Here is a 16,445-nt window from a genome sequence, read left to right on the forward strand (position 1 = left end):
GCCGGCAAAGCCGCTGCCGGAGCCTGTCCGGCCGGAAGAACCTCCGCAGGGAGGTTAACCCGTGTGCGCTTGCCGCCCCAAAGGCCGGCCGCAGCTCCGGCTACCGGCAGCAGCAGGGAGAGCAGCTCCGGCAGGAAACCGCCGGTTAATACCGCCACTACATATCCGGCAGCCGCGTACAGTATTACTTTTGATTTTGAATTCATTATTCTCACCTCTTGCAGGCTTCCTGCAGTTTGCTTAATTCACAGCGTCTTGAATGGTAGATTCAGCAAATATTTTCATAATCATCGGCTGTTCCACATGGCTTGCCAAGACATCCTCACCGAAGCGGACAGGCTGGACCTCACCGCCCAGTGCGCTTTTGACCGCCAGGTATGGAAAATTAATGCCCGACAGACAGGAGACATGAAGACCTCCCGACATCCGGGGATTGATCTCCAGCAGCTTGGGAACGGAACCGCCATACTTCATCTGAATATTAAAATTGAACGGAATCCGGTACGTTTCAGCTACCCGCTCTGCGATAAGCTCCAGTTCAGGAATATGCTCCATCACCCGCAGGCGTCCGGTATCCTTACGGCGTGGCACTGCCGCCAGAAGCTTGCCATTCTCATCGGCCAGACAATCTATACTGTATTCATAACCTTCCAGCAGCTCCATTACCATCAGGTCGGGGAAGGTTTCTGCGCCGGATAGAACGCGGTAGGCTTCATCGAAGGAAATATGCTGCGTCACATAGCCGAACAGCTCCTGCAGAGGACTGCGGCTATTGTTGATAATCCTGAAACCTAAGCCCCCTTCGGTTTCGGTCGGCTTGAAGCAGACCCGGAGTCCCTTGGCTACAAGATCCTCATATGCCGTCTTGAACTGCTCCGCAGTATGGACTACATGGTATTCAGGAATTTCCATTATTCCGCTTTCCTTAACCTTTTCATAGAACTTGCCTTTGTCCAGCATCATTTCCAGCAGATCCAGATCACGGCATACCAGCACCTTCGTACCGATCGCATCGAACTGCGCCGCATGCAGGGCGATATCCATCATATGCAGACGGGGGATGAAAATATCAATCTCATTACGGCGGCAAAAATCGATACAGAACTGTACGTATTCAATGCCTGTAACAGCCGGTTCGGTACCGGCGACATCGGCGCCTTGCAGCGACATATGCCTGATATCGGGGTGGGTTGCAAAGATTTGTACAGGAACACCATCCTCGTTATTGCGGATGAGATTCATATAATGATAAGCCACGGAAAACCAGCGGTTGAAATAAATATTTACCTTTTTCACTTCGGCCCAACTCCCAATGTCGATAGATTGTTATAAATCTCCCTTACATATAACATGATCTCATCCCCGGCAAAAACACCTTTCTGCTGCGTAAAAGGATAGTTTAATTTTACTTGAGTCACCTGCTGCTCGGCAAATATTTCTCCGTGGCATGGAGCCATGGCATAGTCGGCACTTTCCAGCAGACTCTTATCCAGCAGCGAATCGCCCGAAGCTACCATGGGCTCCGAACGGACGGTGCGCCGCACATGGATGATGGCATCGCTTTTATTCACAGCCTCGGGCACTATGTACAGCTTGCGGCCCTGTAGAGAAACTCTCCAGCCCAGTCCGTGCAAGCGCTCGGACATATGGTTAATCTCATCCAACGGCAGAAGATCACGATATACCATATACGTATAGAACAGCTCATCACAGTAACGCTCGCTGATAATCCAATCTGTATGCACTACAGAACGGACAATCTCCCTCACTTCTGCTGCCGCAGCAGAATTCTGCTCCACCAGCCCGCCGATATGACTCCGCCACTCTTGATCTACCACTCCGCCCACAAGGATATTTCCTCCGTTGCTGGTGACCGCATAATCCGGGATAAGCGTCTCCTGGAACAGGTTAATCCGCTTGTATTCCGCTATTGTACGTGTAGTTACCGGCATGAAAATAACGTTCGCCGTAAGCTCCTGAAGCAGTTCCAGAGCCTTACGGGAAATATACGCGGTTGTCTTCCCTTCAATAATCTCGGCAGGCACAAGCCCCGGGGTATCCTCGGGGACGCAGAGCGCGCCCAGCGAATAAATCAGCGTCCGGTCCAAATCGCTGGCATAGATCATTCGGCTTCCCCTCCCGTGAGCGGCTTGATGATGCCGCAGCAGGAATAGGCCAGCCCCGGGTATTCTTCTACCGGAACCCCACGCTCTTCTGCAAGCAGCAGAATATGGCGCAGATTCGGATTGCTCTTAGTATCGACAATAATCTTCCACGGCACTCTGCGCAGCAATACCCGGGTTGTTTCACCTACACCAGGTTTGATCAGATTGATATTATCCATCCCGAACTTCGTCTGAAGGGTCTGTATGTCACGCATTCCCCGCCAGGATACCTCCGGCGGAGAGGCCTGCATCTGCTCAGCAACGGCAACAGCCTGCTTCCTCACAGGAGCAAAATAAGGAGTAATTGCCCCGATGAATACATTGGAATAATCGTTATCCAGCCATTCTCTGTAGAATTTGGCTCCATGAAAGTCTCCCGGGCCAATAAGATCATCCCGCTGTACCGTACGGCTCAGCAGGCCTGACACCGTCGAATTGAGGCAAGCGCTTGGAATCAGATAATCTTCTCTGGTTCCATAGGTCCCGGAACAATATCCGGGATCAGCCAGCACAGCGAGATCATCGTTCAAAGCAACACCATATTTGTTGTAAAATCCGGCGCAGGATTCCATAAGGACACGGGTAATCGCGCCTTTGCCTGTCCAGCCATCCACGAACTGCAGCTTGGCCTCTGTCCCATGCTGCTGCAGAATGTAGAGAATGGCGTTTTCGTCCAGACCTTTGCCGCGGATAATCGAGACGCTGTAGTGCGGCAGTTCTGCTCCGTAGGTTTCGGCGATGTAGCGTTTGATCAGCACGCCTACCGGCGTTCCGGCCCGGGCCACGGGAGACAAGCACGGTACCCTCCGTTCCCCGCTGAGCCAGAATCCGCTCAGAGACTACCGCAACCGCCAGGGCCACCTTCGCTGCAGATTCCCGCAGCGTCTCCTGGAACAACTCAATATACTGCTCCGTTGGCTGATATTCCACCGGCAGCATCTCGGAATAACTCACTCCAGACTGGATTGCCTTCTCCCGCTCCGCCGTCCCCAGCTCCAGTGAAATATCGCTGAGATCCTTCAGCAGAAAAGTAACGTCTGCCGGGGGGTAGCTGCCCATAGGAACCGGAGGTGCTATTCTGTGGCGCATCACACGCTCCTGACTATCTGTCCCCTTCATCTGCCGCGGCCTCCCCTTCTTGTTCAGGAGCCAGTACGATCAGATGCACTTTGCTGCCCGCCAGTCCCTTTAGAATATCTGTCATCGGCTTAATCCGCTGATCCGGAACCTCACGTTCCAAGATTACAAAAATATCATCATACTGGCCGTGATCCACATTATAGATGTAGTTTGTGATTGCAGGATCACCGGCTGATGGATAGGCGTACGCGCTGTGCACCCCGTAATCGGGCCTGCGCTCCGGATGAATCGGGCTGCGTGTAGAGGACTGGTAGGACACTCCCTCCCCCATCTCCGCAGCAATCCGCATCGGCAGATACATGAATTCGCCTACGCCCATCACCAGTGTGCGGTTTCCTTCGCGCAGGTTGCGCAGCTGTTCCGCCACCCGCGTAACCTCCTGATCTATTGCCACATTATCGGCCGATTCGAGGCCGAAACGTCCGCTCAGCTTCAGGTAAGGCGAGCGATTGATCTCCCCGCAGGAATCAGTGGAGCTGACCATCAGCCGCTCCAGCCTGTCTCTCATGTAAGTAGTTACTACTGGCACTCCCGTGTCAGCATCCACCCGGCCTTTGCGTCCATCCGCCTCTAAGAGAGGCACACCTTTTACATTAATCGTTCCCTGCAGCAGCGATAAGGCTTTGATCTTAACGCCCAGCTCCTGCTCCAGGTCCCGGTAGGCTTGAATATTAGCATCACTTCTCCAGTCCAGCAGCGAGGCAACCACATATTCCCTGCGCGGAAATTTAGACTGGATATCACGAATGGTGTTAATAGCCGTATTCCCCGTCGTAATCTCATCATCCACCAGTATAACCGGCTCTTCCCCTGACAGCAGATCCGCATTCAGCGCATAGCAGAGATGGTCAACCGCATGGGAATGCTCTTCTTCAAAGCTGACAACCGATTCCATCTCCGGAATATCCTCACGGGTAGTATGAATATATGACGCTCCGCCGGCAAACATGTTGTACATACTATGACCCAGAGCGGTAGCCGTCTCGGCAAAACCGATAAAGACGACGGGACGCGGAAGCGTAAGCCGTGCCGCCAGCAGTTCACGGTAAGCCTCTTCTGCATAAAGGGGATGAATCAAGCCGTGAACCGCCTGGTCCAGCAGCTTGTCCATCGTATCACCGCCCGCCTCACCGCCCATTTCGCGGTATAGCAGCAGTCCCAGTGCAGCTCCGCTAAGCAGCGGGGCATTGGGATTTACTGGAATATGCTTACCAAGCACTTTGCTGACAAAGAGGAACGAACGTTTTTTATTAATCCGGGCAGCCATTGAAAATAACGATTCAACCGGCATATGAAAGGGGTTGGATGTTTCGGTTACCGTAACCAGCAGATTTTCAACAATATTAAACGTGTGAATATTCGTTCTCGGGTAGTAAGTAGGTAAAATGCTGTTGTTCATGTAACACCCCGTATACTTGAGATCGTAGTAAAATACGTTTCGCCCAGTTCAGATGCGGCTTAATTTCGTTCATTTTGTTAAAATATTCACTTTTAAATACACCACGGCTGCCATCGTTACTCTCCACAATACTTAACGCATCCACGTACTCCTCATGTCTAACTGTATACAAGGCCTGTACGGGTCTAAGCTGGGAAGGATGAATAATCGTTTTGCCTATGATGCCGTTCTCTTTATCCAAAGTTACTTCACGGATCAGACCCTCCATCGCTCTGGAGAAATAATTCGGCCTGCCGTAGGCATCCTTAAAAGAGATCTGCTGGCTCTGCGTACGGAGTCCCCTGTGTCCCTTATTGCCGAAATATTCCCACACGGGGCCTGAAATGACATAGCCCTCTTCCACCCGTCCGAATACATTGATGATATCCGAAATGCAGTCACGGATGGGAGTAAGGTCATAGATACTGATATCCGGGCTGCGGCGCAGTCCGAACAGGCTGGAGAAATCGGTTGCCCCGATCCTGACATTCAGCACATAATCGCGGTAATCACCGAGCAGATTGCGGATAGCAAGCAGGCTGTCAAGCCGGCACTCCCGGTAAATAATTGACGCGCTCTCCAGAATCGGCATACCGTACAGCACGGGTGCAGAATAGCTGCGCGAGCTGTTATAATCGGCAATGGCTTCAAAGAAATCTACACCGTTCTCTGCCGAGAATTTAGGGAAGACAAAGCCGGTCAGCATCGTAATCAGTGAACCCAACCGGAAAATCAGCTGCTGCAGCTGCTCAGGGCTTCGGACACGGATAAAAATCAGCGGGAGGCCGTTCTCGGGGTCAGGCTCATTCTCGGTATAGGCGGACAGAAAAGAAAGATGCCTAAACACCGACTCTTCAGCGAAACAGACCTCTCCATCGCCAATAGCATCCTCCAGATCGATGATTACCGTGACCAGGCCCGCCCCTCTGAGCTTCAAAATATCTTCGGCGACGCTGGCGCGGGTAGCCGGCATATAAAGCGCTGCCCCAACGGCATAGGCAAGCAACTCCTTGCTGGTACTATGGTTAAACGTAACAGGCGGAGAGTAGAATAATAACGTTTCTTGTTCCTTGGTCAGGTAATCGAAGTATTTCAAAGGCCGTTCCCCCTAAATCAATCCTTCTATTTCAAAAAAAGAATAGCCTCTCCTTATAGAGAGCTGCAGAACCGGTTAAGCCGTCCTATCGGGGACGGCTTCCGGCTTTCTCCAATACAAGCAAAGGCCAAGCTATTACATATACGATTACCCGGGAGGGAGCACTCCACCTTCCCTGTGAAGGTCTCCCTCCCTATGACACTGCTATAACTATTAGGCTTCTTTATCGATTTCCTTCTTTTTCTTCGCGGAACTATACAGAATGGTTCCCACAAAGACCGCAATCAGAACGGTAAAGAACACCACATGCGGCATTTCAAATCCAAAGGCTCCGGCAAGCATCTTAGCGGCAATAATGGCAATGAGCAGGAATGCGGCCTGCTCCAGCTCCGGGAATCTGGCAATCAGCTTCAGGAACACTTGGGCCACGCCACGCATCATGAGTACGCCGAGAATACCGCCCAGGAAGAGCACCCATACCTCACTGCTGAGACCGAAGGCTGCAATAACACTGTCAATACTGAAAGCAATATCCATTAATTCAACAAGGAGTACCGTCTTCCAGAAGGAGGCACCCTTGTTCTCCATATGTCCTTCTTCTCCGCTGCCTTTAAATAATCCTTTATAAGCAATGTAAAAGAGGTACAGGGCACCCAGAACTTTGACGAGCGTAAATTCAATTAAATACGTCCCTAGGCCAATAGCCAGGAATCGGAACACATAAGCACCCAATATTCCGTAAAACAACGCCTTCTTCTGCTGCTCTTTCGGCAGATGCCGAACCATGACCGCAAGCACTAGTGCGTTATCGGCGGAGAGCAGACCTTCCAGCAGAACCAGACTGCCGATAATACCCCAGCTCACCGGGTCAGAAAGTGTTCCGGCTATATCACTCCAGGAAAAGAAGTGCCCATAATTATCACTGATGTTTCTAAAAAAATCACTAAACCAATCCATCTCGCATTGCGCCTCCGGAAAAATAAAATTATTTGCTGCCCGCTACCCAGCGCAATCCCCATCCATAGGCCTGATCCATATCCTGATGGCCGCTGAAATATTGCACGAGCCGCTCGATACTGAATGTTTCATCACCGACGTTCTGTATAAGCGCAATCGCACACATGCCTTTGCGGTTGTTATGCTCATCCAGATTCACGATAATATCCGGCCCATCGCCTTGATGAATCGTAACAACACCATCTGCTTCAGACCAATGGGTAACTCCCTTATAGATAAAAGCAAAGATCAATACCCGTTTGATCTCGGCAACCCTGCTGCCGTTGATCCGCAGATTCTCGCCTGATTTCACGGAGCCTGTCCGGTCATCGCCATCGAGCATCACATAGGGCGGCTGCTGAAGATTACCAAAAGCATTGCCCAATGCCTGAACAACACCCTTTCTTCCATCTTTCAATTCATAGAGGCAAGCGAGGTCTAAATCTACGCCTCCCTTGCGGCTGAACAATCCTCCGCCTTGCCGCTGGTTCCAATTCAGATTAATAAGCACTTCACCAAGACCAGCGGCAGATTTCTTCAGATTAATTGAATCGCCTTTTTTCTTCAGTTCAATCTTCTTCAGATTGAGATTCAGCGAAGGCGCGGGAGCACTGGCCGCCGGGGCCGGCGGTACGGGTGCTGCCCGAGACGTTGGAGGAATCTCCGCCTTAGGAGCCGGCCTCGGCTCAAGGGAGGGGCCCGCCCTCTTAGGTTCAGGGGGAGCAGGCTCGTCCTCCACCTCAATGCCGTAGTTGGCGCATAATGCTGCAAGCCCGCCTTCAAAGCCGGCTACGATGACGCTGAATTTCCAATCACTGTTGTATCTATATAATTCTCCTACTACAACCGCCGTTTCCACAGAGAAATGATTTCCAAGATTACATCGCATGATTTCCTCGCCGGTTACCCGGTTTAGAATCCGGCAATGAGCATCTCCCATTTGCCCGAACATCTGATTTCGGCTCTCACCGTTATAAAGTGTAATTGCAAATGCGATCCTCATTGTTTCAGTGGGGACCTTGTCCAGTTCGATTTCGAAGTGCTTTAGGCCGTTTGTTTCGGCACCCGGTATATCCTTATAGCTGATATAAGGCGTAACAGGATTATTATAAAAGATCAGATCCTCATCGCTGCTTACTTTCGCCTGTGCTCCCAGTAAAAAAGCAGAAGCATCAATTTCCATTGATGCCGGAGCACGCCAACCGATCTCTACAATCAGAGATTTAAGTCCGGGGGTTCCACGGGTCAGATCAACTTTCTGACCTTTCACTGCTTCTACGCTCATTGGTTAAGCCACCTTTAAACTAATAGCTTTCATGTATAAAAAGGGCAGGATCACTGAGGATCCCGCCTTTGAAGCTGACTAAAGCCGCTATTGCGCATCCAGCCCGTAGTTTCTGCATAATGCGCTGAGACCGCCGGTAAAGCCACTGCCCACCGCCTGGAATTTCCAGTCTGCCCCATTGCGGTAAAACTCGCAGAATACAACGGCAGTCTCGGTTGAAAAGTCCTCGCCGAGATCGAAACGCAGAATTTCGCGATCATTACCGGCATCGACTACACGCACGAACGCATTGGATACCTGTCCGAAATTCTGGCCGCGAGATTCATAGTCATAAATGGTTACCGTAACCCCAATACGCTGGACATGTGCGGGCACTTTACTGAAATCAATAAGCACCTGCTCGTCATCCCCATCGCCTGCACCTGTACGGTTATCACCCGAATGCGTTACGGAGCCTGCGCCACCGCTCGGGTTGTTATAAAATACGAAGTCATCCTCACCCTTAGCCTTGCCGTCCTCATGCAGCAGGAATGCTGAAGCATCCAGGTCAAAATCTTTGCCTCCGCTATATTTGTTCGTATCCCAGCCTAGCCCTGCTACCACTTTCGTAAGACCCGGATTGGTCTTTGTAAGATCTATCCGCTGCCCTTTGGAAAGACTGATTGTCACTGGCTAAAACCTTCTTTCCTGATTTATTGCAATCCGTAGTCGCGGGTAAGGCCAGCCAGGCCGTCCTTGTAGCCGCTGCCAATTGCGCTGAATTTCCATTCGCCGGCATTGCGGTACAATTCGCCGACAACTACGCCGGTCTCGATGGAGAAGTCTTCCCCAAGGTCGAACCGGATCAGTTCCTCACTGTTAGCTTCGTTCAGGATGCGTACGTACGAACGGGATACCTGTCCGAAGTTCTGGCTTCTCTGCTCAGCTTCATAGATGGTGATCGTGAAGGCAATCTTCTCCACGTCAGCCGGAATATTAGGAAGATCCACTTGAATCTGCTCATCATCGCCTTCGCCGTCGCCGGTGCGGTTATCTCCGGTGTGAACTACCGAACCATTCTCATTCTGCTTATTGTTAAAGAAGATGAAGTTGGTCTCTTTAGCAACCTTGCCGCTTGCATTGGTCAAAAATACGGACACGTCAAGGTCAAAATCCTTGCCGCCGTCATATTTGTTGGTATCCCAGCCGAGGCCGACTGTAATCTTGGTCAAGCCCGGATTGGATTTCGTCAAATCAATCTTTTGTCCCTTAGATAAATTAATCGCCATGAGTAGAAACCTCTCTTCTATTAGATTTAAATGTATCGTTCAGCCAGTTGATTAATATGTGCTGCATGGGATCCTTCACCGATCGCCGCGAATTTCCATTCCTCGCCATGGCGGTAGAGCTCCCCGCATATAAGCGCCGTAAAGCCTGTGTAATTATCCGTCAGATTAAACCGAACCAGCTCGCCGCTGCCTGCAGCATTCATGATACGGATGTACGCGGATTTGATCATTCCGAAATCCTGCTTGCGGTTGACGGCATCATAAATATTAACCACAACCAGAACCTTGTGCACATCGGAAGGGATCGCCTTCAGATTGACCATGATCTGTTCGTCGTCTCCGTCTCCGTCACCGGTCAGGTTATCCCCGGAGTGAACAACCGAATTGTTCGGATTCTGTTTGTTGTGGAAGCATACAAGATTCGTTTTATTGACCAGCTTGCCGTTCTCACTAAGCAGCAGTGCTGAGGCATCGCAGTCCACGTTCGCCTGTTTCTTCACACCGAAGAACCCGCGGGCAGGCTCGGCGGGGTCCCAGCCCAAACCTACAATGACATTTGACAGCCCGGCATTACCTTTAGTTAAATCAATCTTCTGACCTTTTACCAGATTAATTCCAGCCAATTTCAAGTACCTCCGTTTCCGAAAAGAATCACAGCCTGTAAGTCTAGCATGAGGATGTTATATCAGTGATACGGTCAAGAACCTGTTTCGTTTCATCGAATTAATGGCAAATATCCAGCAGCCTTTAGAGGCTGAATTCGTTTGGACTGAGTCCCAGCACGCTGCAGATATTCCGTACAACGGCCTTTTCGTTTTCGTCAAAATCACCGTCAGCCGCCCCGATGGCAGAGCATACGCCTACAATGACGCGGCCGACTTCCGGTTTGCCGCTAAATTTAGCGATGGACTTGAGCGCTTCCTGTTTACCGATCTCCGGGGAGAATTCGAAATTGCTGACGTAGAAGTTAAACTGGGTAATGACATCTCTCATATCAAATACCTTGAGTTCGTTACTGAGGTTCATGTATCCGGCCATTTTGTTCTTCTCAGCCTCTTCAATCTTGCCGTCTGCAGCAGCCACTAAGGCGCAGCCCGCAACGACTGCATTCATGAAATCTTTATTTTTAAATTTCTTAACCTGTTCAGTCAGTCCGCTTTTAGTCGTGTTCAACCAATTTTTAAATGTGCTCATCGTATTCTCCTTCTATCATTATAAGTTATGATAACTAAAGATATCAGAGAGCCTCCTCTCCGTCATTTTGACAGATATTCGGTGTATTCGTCGACACTCCAGCCTACCCTTCTAATATAACCGATTGAAAAGTATTATTCTAGTTTTCCAGATTCTCACAGAACCTTCGACAAAAACTCCTGGGTACGCTCATGAGACGGATTGCCAAACAACTGCTCCGGGACACCTTCCTCTACGACAATACCTTGCTCCATAAACAGCACCCGGTCCCCTACTTCGCGGGCAAACCCCATCTCATGGGTAACCACAACCATGGTCATCCCCTCACGGGCCAAGTCCTTCATTACTGCAAGCACTTCACCGACCATTTCCGGGTCCAGCGCCGACGTCGGCTCATCAAAGAGCATGATCTTCGGCTCCATGGCAAGCGCACGGGCGATCGCTACACGCTGTGACTGACCGCCGGAGAGAGAAGCGGGGTACATCTCTGCCTTTTCGCTTAAGCCTACCTTTTGCAGCAGCTCCAGTGCCTTCTGCCGCGCCTTGTCCTCCGGCCACTTACGGACCTGCATCGGTGCCAGCATAATATTCTCGATCACCTTTTTGTGCGGAAACAGATTGAACTGCTGAAACACCATGCCAACCTCTGTACGGATATCGTTAATCCTTGTGCTTTTGGCCATCAAGGAAGTGCCTTCAATAATTATATCGCCGTTCTGCGGCTGCTCCAGCAAATTGAGACAGCGTAAAAAGGTCGATTTCCCCGAACCCGAAGGCCCGATGACCACTACGACCTCCCGGCTGTGAATATCCACGTTAATATCCGTGAGTACCTGGTGAGCTCCGAAGGATTTATGCAAATGTCTTACTGAGATAATTGGCTCCATAGGAACTTACACCTTCCGTTCGATATAATTGAGCAGCTTGCTGAGGGAATAGGTTAGGATGAAATAGATCAGGGCGGCCGTCAGATACGGTTCCCAAATTCGAAAATACTGGCCTTTCATTGTATTACTCCAGAACATAATTTCAGGTGCGGCTATAAGCGCCAGCAGTGAGGAATCTTTAACCAGGACAATAAATTCATTCCCGAACGCCGGAACCATCCGTTTGATCGCCTGCGGCAAAATAATAAAGCGCATGGCCTGCCATTTGGTCATTCCAAGCGATAATGCCGCTTCACGCTGCCCGGGATCGATAGACTGGATACCTGCGCGGAAAATCTCTGCGGAGTAGGCGGCCGAGTTCAGCGAAAGCGCCACAAACGAAGTCAGCAGCACATTAGTCGTTCCGTAAAAGGCTGGAATCACCCCGAAGTGTACGATCAGAATCTGCACATACAGCGGCGTTCCCCGAAAAAAGTTAATATAACAATGAAACGGCCAGCGGTAGATGGCCTTCGGCGCCATCTTGCCGAATCCGATCCCCAGCCCCAGAATAGAGCCGAACAGAATGGAGACGATGGATACGCCGATCGTAAACAATGTTCCTCGCAATAAAACCGGTAAATAATGAACGATGATGTCAAATCTGAAATCCATAGAACTCTTCCCTTCTCTTCTGCGTCTATCTTTCTCTATTGCTCTCTTCAAAAAAAGAAGCATGCGCAATAGCAATCATTACGCATGCTTTGTTGTTTCCCCGCCTTGCTTACTCAGCGCTCAGAAGAGTGGCCGTATCCGGCTCTTCCCCGAACCATGTTTTGTAGATTTCTGCATACTTTCCGTTCTCGATGATCGCCTTGATCGCCGGGTCCAGCTTAGCTTTCCATTCGCTGCCTTTCGGATAAAGGATGCCGTAGTACTCGGAACCGAAGTTCTCCTTATCAATAATTCCTGTCAGCTTCTCATTCGGATTGTTCTTAATATATTCATTCACGATGGCGATATCCGCCACAACCGCGTCCGCCCCACCAGCATTCAATTCCATTAACGCCACTGCGTTGCTGTCAAAGCGCTTCAGGTTGGCGTTGTCGAATCCCATAATTTCGCTCATCAGCTCATCAGCAGTCGTAGCACCCTGCACCGCTACCACTTTATCCTTCAGGTCCAGAGCGTTCTTGATGTCACTGCCTTCTTTGACCATGATCATGTTCGTCGATTCAAAATAAGGGATGGAGTAGTCATAGGTTTCCTTACGTTCATCCGTGATGGATACCGAAGAAAGACCGGCCTGATATTCCGTCCCCTGCTTCACGCTTGTAAGCATGGTATCCCAGCCCGTATTGGTTACCGAGTATTTAATCCCCGCTTCTTCCATAACCGCTTTGATGAAATCAATGTCAAAGCCCTTAATGGTATCCGTATCCATATACTCCATCGGGGCATAGCTGGCGTCGCTGGCGAATTTGATCATTTCACCCGCAGCACCATTGCTTGCCGCATTGTTATTCGAGCTGCAGCCCGCCATCGTAAGTACGAAGCATGCAGCTAAAGCTGACATGGCCCACTTTTTTCCGATCCCCATATTCCAATCCCCCTACTGTTTTTGTAAAATACTTAAAGAGATTTTATCAGATTAAAGCAGTGGTGACAATTAACTTTTCTTATTTGTGTTAGATTACATGACATATTATCGATAGATTGTAACATTTACTGCCTCCCCCCAGATTTGACACTCCCGGTACACAAAAAAAGGCTATCTCCGCGGAGATAGCCTTATAACACATAGCCGGCCAATAGAGAAGGCCGACTTAAGGGTGAAGCCTATAAATTCTTATCCTTTAAAACGTCAGATCGCCGTCATAGGAAGCAATCATCCGGTACAGCTCGGGACGGCGGTCGCGGAAAATCCCCCATTCAATCCGGCCGACCTCAAGGGCATCCAGATCGAATTCGCTGACCAGTACCGCCTGCTCATTCCGTCCGGCTTCGACAATCTTATTGCCCTGCGGGCCGGCGATGAACGAGGAACCGTAGAAGTTAATGCTGGATTCCTCGTCTGTTTCTTCACCAATCCGGTTGGAAGCCACGACGGGGATCAGGTTCGCCGCCGCATGACCCAGCATGCAGGTCTGCCAGTGGTCCTTAGAATCAATGGAGCCGTCCTGCGGCTCTGAACCGATGGCTGTCGGGTAGAACAGAATTTCCGCCCCCATCAGGCTCATCACTCTGGCCGCTTCCGGATACCACTGGTCCCAGCAGACGCCTACGCCGATTTTGGCATAGCGGGTATTCCATACCTTGAAGCCGGTATCACCGGGATTAAAGTAGAACTTCTCCTCATAACCGGGACCGTCCGGAATGTGACTCTTGCGGTACTTGCCCATTACGGTTCCGTCGGCATCAATGACCGCCAGCGAATTGTAGCGCGCATAGTTTTTCTTCTCATAAAAGCTGATGGGCAGCACCACTTGCAGCTCTTTGGCAACCGCCTTGAAATGGTTCACGGCTTTGTTGTGCTCAAGCTCAGTGGCATATGCGTAATAATCGGACTTCTCCTTCTGGCAGAAATACGGTGTTTCGAACAGCTCCTGCAGCAAAATAATCTGTGCTCCCTGTGACGCCGCTTCTCTAACCAGGACTTCAGCCTTGCGGATATTCTCATCAATGTCGCCGGAACAGCTCATTTGTGTTGCGGCTACCTTTACTTTTCTCACGTTGTTAGTCCTCCTTGCCATAATTCAATTATTTCCTTGCCGGCATCTGCTGGGTAGTGCAGTGCACATTTCCGCCCTCACCAATCACGGCCATACCGTTCACCGTGCGGATTCTGCGGTCAGGGAAGAGCCCGGCCAGCTGCTGCTCGGCCAGCTTATCCGTCTCTGCAGCCGTACCGCCGAATACCGGCAGGATGATGCCTCCGTTGACAAAATAAAAATTCAAGTAGCTGAGCGTCAGACGGCTGTCCTCATAATCAACCCGCGGAGGCTGGGCAATCCGGATAATCTCCAGTTTCCGGCCCTTAGCATCCACTGCATTCTCCAGAATACGCAGATTCTCCCGGGTAATCTCATAATTCTCGTCCTGCGGATCCTCACATACCTGGATAATTACTTTGCCCGGGGCGGCAAAACAAGCTATATTATCGACATGTCCGTCCGTCTCGTCGCCGCTGAGACCGCGTTTCAGCCAGATAATCGACTCTGCACCAGTGAATTTGCGCACATAATCCTCAATTTCTTCGCGGCTAAGCTCGGGATTGCGGTTGGTATTAAGCAGGCACTCCTCCGTGGTAATCAGAGTTCCTTCCCCATCGGTGTGGATCGAGCCTCCCTCCATGACCAGCGGTGCATCAAACCGTTCAACCTGCAGCTGCTCCAGAATCTGCGGGGCCACCTCATCATCGAGGTCCCAAGGCATATATTTGCCGCCCCAGGCATTGAACTTCCAGTTCACGCCGGCGAGCTTCCCGTCCCTAGCCGCAACAAACGTCGGCCCGTTATCACGCAGCCAGGCATCATTATGCCGGATCGGCAAAAGCGTTACATTGGCTCCAAGGCCCAGAGCCTCCACCGCTGCCTGTTCTTCAGGATTTACTATAACTGTTACTGGCTCAAACTCGGCAATCGCCTGTATAATCTCAGTATAGCCTTCGCTTACAGCTTTATAGTTATCCGGAAATACCATCGACGCCTGCACCGGCCAGGAGATGAAGGTCCGTTCATGCTTGTCCCATTCCGCGGGCATTGTATAGTTCAAATCTTTAGGATACATTCGTTAGCTACCTCTACTGGTTAAATTTGGAGCGGACTATAACTACTAAAAAGCTCCTTACCCATCATACAATAAACTGGTGACACGCTCAATTGCCAGAAAACAGCATGTTCACATATACGACGTATCTCTAATATTGACCATCGTTAGATTTTGTATAATACTGGAAGATATACAATTATAATTGCCGGACCTACAGCGTGAAAGGTGGTCATGACTTGGAACCTGCATCAACGATCCTAACAGAGCTCGAAGATTACATGAAAAGAGAAGCTTTGACGATTTCAAAATTTGCCGCGCGCTCGGGAATGAATTCCGGTACACTAAGTAATGTGATCCAGGGACATCGTCCGATTGCAATGCAGCAGCTTGACCGAATCACCATAGCCATGGATCTGCCTGAGGGCTATTTTTATGAACTGTATGTCGATAATTACATTATTAACGGCGCTCCGGACTGGCGGCGGATCGGACCTCTCCTACAGCGGTGCGCAGAACTGAATAAACTCGATTGCATCCACCGTGTAGTCCAGCACATTATGGACAAGCTGATTTACTCTCCCATGCTGTTTGATACGGCCGAAGAGCTGTTCAAACAGGGCAGCCATGCCGCCGCTGCACTGATATACGAAAGTGTCGCGGAAGGTGAACGTTTCCAGCATTCCGAACGACTTGCCCTCTGCCGGTATAGACTGTTTACAATCGGGCTCAGTGAGAGCCAGGATGCGAACCTGCATGCCGCCAATCAATTTGAACCTTATGTAGAACGCCTGGACGAAGCCGATCAGCTCGATGCGCTTAAGCATCTGGCCGATGTATATGCCTCCATGCACCGCTGGGAGAAGGTTGATGAGCTAGCCGAGCTTTTAGGCCAAAAAGCCAGGCTGCAGTATAAACAAACTACAAAAAAGGAAAGCACCCAGAAGCAGCCTGCACGACCGCTTATTTACTATATATTGTATGCACATTTATTGCGGTCACTGGTTTCCGATGAACTCGGCAATTATGATAACGCTCTATATCATGCTTCCTTATACTCTGATATGAGCTGGGTAAATACTCCATACAGCCAAGAAGAACAGCGGGTTATGGAGCAGTTTCAGGAATGGGCGGCGGCCAATATGTATTTATATCGCTTAATGGCCGGTGAAGTCGAGGTACTGCCTGAATATATACATTATGTTGAAACCAAGGAAGACGAGATCTTC

16 protein-coding genes and 2 pseudogenes are annotated in these 16,445 nt (G+C 50.2%); 1 reads left to right on the forward strand and 17 read right to left on the reverse strand.

Features of this window, described 5'->3' with window-relative positions:
• From AQR02_RS25665 to AQR02_RS25745, 17 genes and pseudogenes are all read right to left on the reverse strand, one after another.
• Positions 1-206 (reverse strand): annotated as a pseudogene (locus AQR02_RS25665) (hypothetical protein); the annotation flags it as partial.
• 34 nt (positions 207-240) lie between these two features.
• Positions 241-1,296: an ATP-grasp domain-containing protein gene (locus AQR02_RS25670; RefSeq protein WP_054943208.1), complete on the reverse strand. Its 1,056-nt coding sequence runs from the start codon at positions 1,294-1,296 to the stop codon at positions 241-243.
• Positions 1,293-2,126, reverse strand: coding sequence for an HAD family hydrolase (locus tag AQR02_RS25675; RefSeq protein ID WP_054943209.1), 834 nt, complete (start codon positions 2,124-2,126; stop codon positions 1,293-1,295). Before AQR02_RS25675 ends, AQR02_RS25670 begins: the two co-directional genes overlap by 4 nt.
• Positions 2,123-3,284: pseudogene (locus AQR02_RS25680) on the reverse strand (cysteine protease StiP family protein). Before AQR02_RS25680 ends, AQR02_RS25675 begins: the two are co-directional and overlap by 4 nt.
• Positions 3,268-4,572, reverse strand: coding sequence for a phosphoribosyltransferase family protein (locus AQR02_RS25685; RefSeq protein ID WP_054943241.1), 1,305 nt, complete (start codon positions 4,570-4,572; stop codon positions 3,268-3,270). Before AQR02_RS25685 ends, AQR02_RS25680 begins: the two are co-directional and overlap by 17 nt.
• A 76-nt stretch (positions 4,573-4,648) precedes the next feature.
• Positions 4,649-5,839, reverse strand: coding sequence for an HpcH/HpaI aldolase/citrate lyase family protein (locus AQR02_RS25690; protein ID WP_054943210.1), 1,191 nt, complete (start codon positions 5,837-5,839; stop codon positions 4,649-4,651).
• A 213-nt stretch (positions 5,840-6,052) separates the two neighbouring features.
• A complete protein-coding gene (locus tag AQR02_RS25695) occupies positions 6,053-6,796 on the reverse strand; it encodes a TerC family protein (RefSeq protein ID WP_054943211.1) in 744 nt (247 codons plus the stop codon).
• Positions 6,797-6,824: 28 nt separating this feature from the next.
• Positions 6,825-8,120: a TerD family protein gene (locus AQR02_RS25700; protein WP_054943212.1), complete on the reverse strand. Its 1,296-nt coding sequence runs from the start codon at positions 8,118-8,120 to the stop codon at positions 6,825-6,827.
• Between the two features lie 87 nt (positions 8,121-8,207).
• Positions 8,208-8,789 (reverse strand): TerD family protein, encoded by a 582-nt coding sequence (locus tag AQR02_RS25705; RefSeq protein ID WP_054943213.1) that lies wholly within the window; start codon positions 8,787-8,789, stop codon positions 8,208-8,210.
• Positions 8,790-8,812: 23 nt separating this feature from the next.
• Positions 8,813-9,388 carry a TerD family protein gene (locus AQR02_RS25710; RefSeq protein ID WP_054943214.1) on the reverse strand — a complete coding sequence of 192 codons (576 nt, stop codon included), beginning with the start codon at positions 9,386-9,388 and terminating at the stop codon, positions 8,813-8,815.
• Between the two features lie 26 nt (positions 9,389-9,414).
• Positions 9,415-10,011 (reverse strand): TerD family protein, encoded by a 597-nt coding sequence (locus tag AQR02_RS25715; protein WP_054943215.1) that lies wholly within the window; start codon positions 10,009-10,011, stop codon positions 9,415-9,417.
• Between the two features lie 124 nt (positions 10,012-10,135).
• Complete coding sequence (locus AQR02_RS25720) at positions 10,136-10,582, reverse strand: tellurite resistance TerB family protein (protein ID WP_054943216.1); 447 nt, start codon at positions 10,580-10,582, stop codon at positions 10,136-10,138.
• A 155-nt stretch (positions 10,583-10,737) separates the two neighbouring features.
• The gene (locus AQR02_RS25725) at positions 10,738-11,460 is read right to left on the reverse strand and encodes an amino acid ABC transporter ATP-binding protein (RefSeq protein ID WP_054943242.1); all 723 of its coding nucleotides are present in this window, start codon (positions 11,458-11,460) and stop codon (positions 10,738-10,740) included.
• Positions 11,461-11,475: 15 nt separating this feature from the next.
• Positions 11,476-12,123: an amino acid ABC transporter permease gene (locus AQR02_RS25730; protein WP_054943217.1), complete on the reverse strand. Its 648-nt coding sequence runs from the start codon at positions 12,121-12,123 to the stop codon at positions 11,476-11,478.
• Between the two features lie 109 nt (positions 12,124-12,232).
• Positions 12,233-13,048: a transporter substrate-binding domain-containing protein gene (locus AQR02_RS25735; RefSeq protein WP_054943218.1), complete on the reverse strand. Its 816-nt coding sequence runs from the start codon at positions 13,046-13,048 to the stop codon at positions 12,233-12,235.
• A 256-nt stretch (positions 13,049-13,304) separates the two neighbouring features.
• Positions 13,305-14,180, reverse strand: a complete 876-nt coding sequence (gene aguB, locus AQR02_RS25740; RefSeq protein ID WP_054943219.1) for an N-carbamoylputrescine amidase — start codon at positions 14,178-14,180, stop codon at positions 13,305-13,307.
• A gap of 28 nt (positions 14,181-14,208) precedes the next feature.
• Complete coding sequence (locus tag AQR02_RS25745; RefSeq protein ID WP_054943220.1) at positions 14,209-15,237, reverse strand: agmatine deiminase family protein; 1,029 nt, start codon at positions 15,235-15,237, stop codon at positions 14,209-14,211.
• Between the two features lie 218 nt (positions 15,238-15,455).
• Here AQR02_RS25745 and AQR02_RS25750 point away from each other — a divergent pair.
• On the forward strand, positions 15,456-16,445 hold a 990-nt coding region (locus AQR02_RS25750), incomplete at its 3' end, for a helix-turn-helix domain-containing protein (RefSeq protein ID WP_245237741.1).

It is taken from the genome of Paenibacillus ihuae (assembly GCF_001368795.1).
In the GTDB taxonomy this organism is placed as follows: Bacteria; Bacillota; Bacilli; order Paenibacillales; family Paenibacillaceae; genus Paenibacillus_AQ; species Paenibacillus_AQ ihuae.

Bases quoted from the DNA above. Each gene is read 5' to 3' on its own strand.
- AQR02_RS25685 (WP_054943241.1), bottom strand. From the start codon at position 4,572: ATGGCTGCCCGGATTAATAAAAAACGTTCGTTCCTCTTTGTCAGCAAA.
- AQR02_RS25675 (WP_054943209.1), bottom strand. From the start codon at position 2,126: ATGATCTATGCCAGCGATTTGGACCGGACGCTGATTTATTCGCTGGGC.
- AQR02_RS25695 (WP_054943211.1), bottom strand. From the start codon at position 6,796: ATGGATTGGTTTAGTGATTTTTTTAGAAACATCAGTGATAATTATGGG.
- AQR02_RS25720 (WP_054943216.1), bottom strand. From the start codon at position 10,582: ATGAGCACATTTAAAAATTGGTTGAACACGACTAAAAGCGGACTGACT.
- AQR02_RS25700 (WP_054943212.1), bottom strand. From the start codon at position 8,120: ATGAGCGTAGAAGCAGTGAAAGGTCAGAAAGTTGATCTGACCCGTGGA.
- AQR02_RS25730 (WP_054943217.1), bottom strand. From the start codon at position 12,123: ATGGATTTCAGATTTGACATCATCGTTCATTATTTACCGGTTTTATTG.
- AQR02_RS25745 (WP_054943220.1), bottom strand. From the start codon at position 15,237: ATGTATCCTAAAGATTTGAACTATACAATGCCCGCGGAATGGGACAAG.
- AQR02_RS25735 (WP_054943218.1), bottom strand. From the start codon at position 13,048: ATGGGGATCGGAAAAAAGTGGGCCATGTCAGCTTTAGCTGCATGCTTC.
- AQR02_RS25710 (WP_054943214.1), bottom strand. From the start codon at position 9,388: ATGGCGATTAATTTATCTAAGGGACAAAAGATTGATTTGACGAAATCC.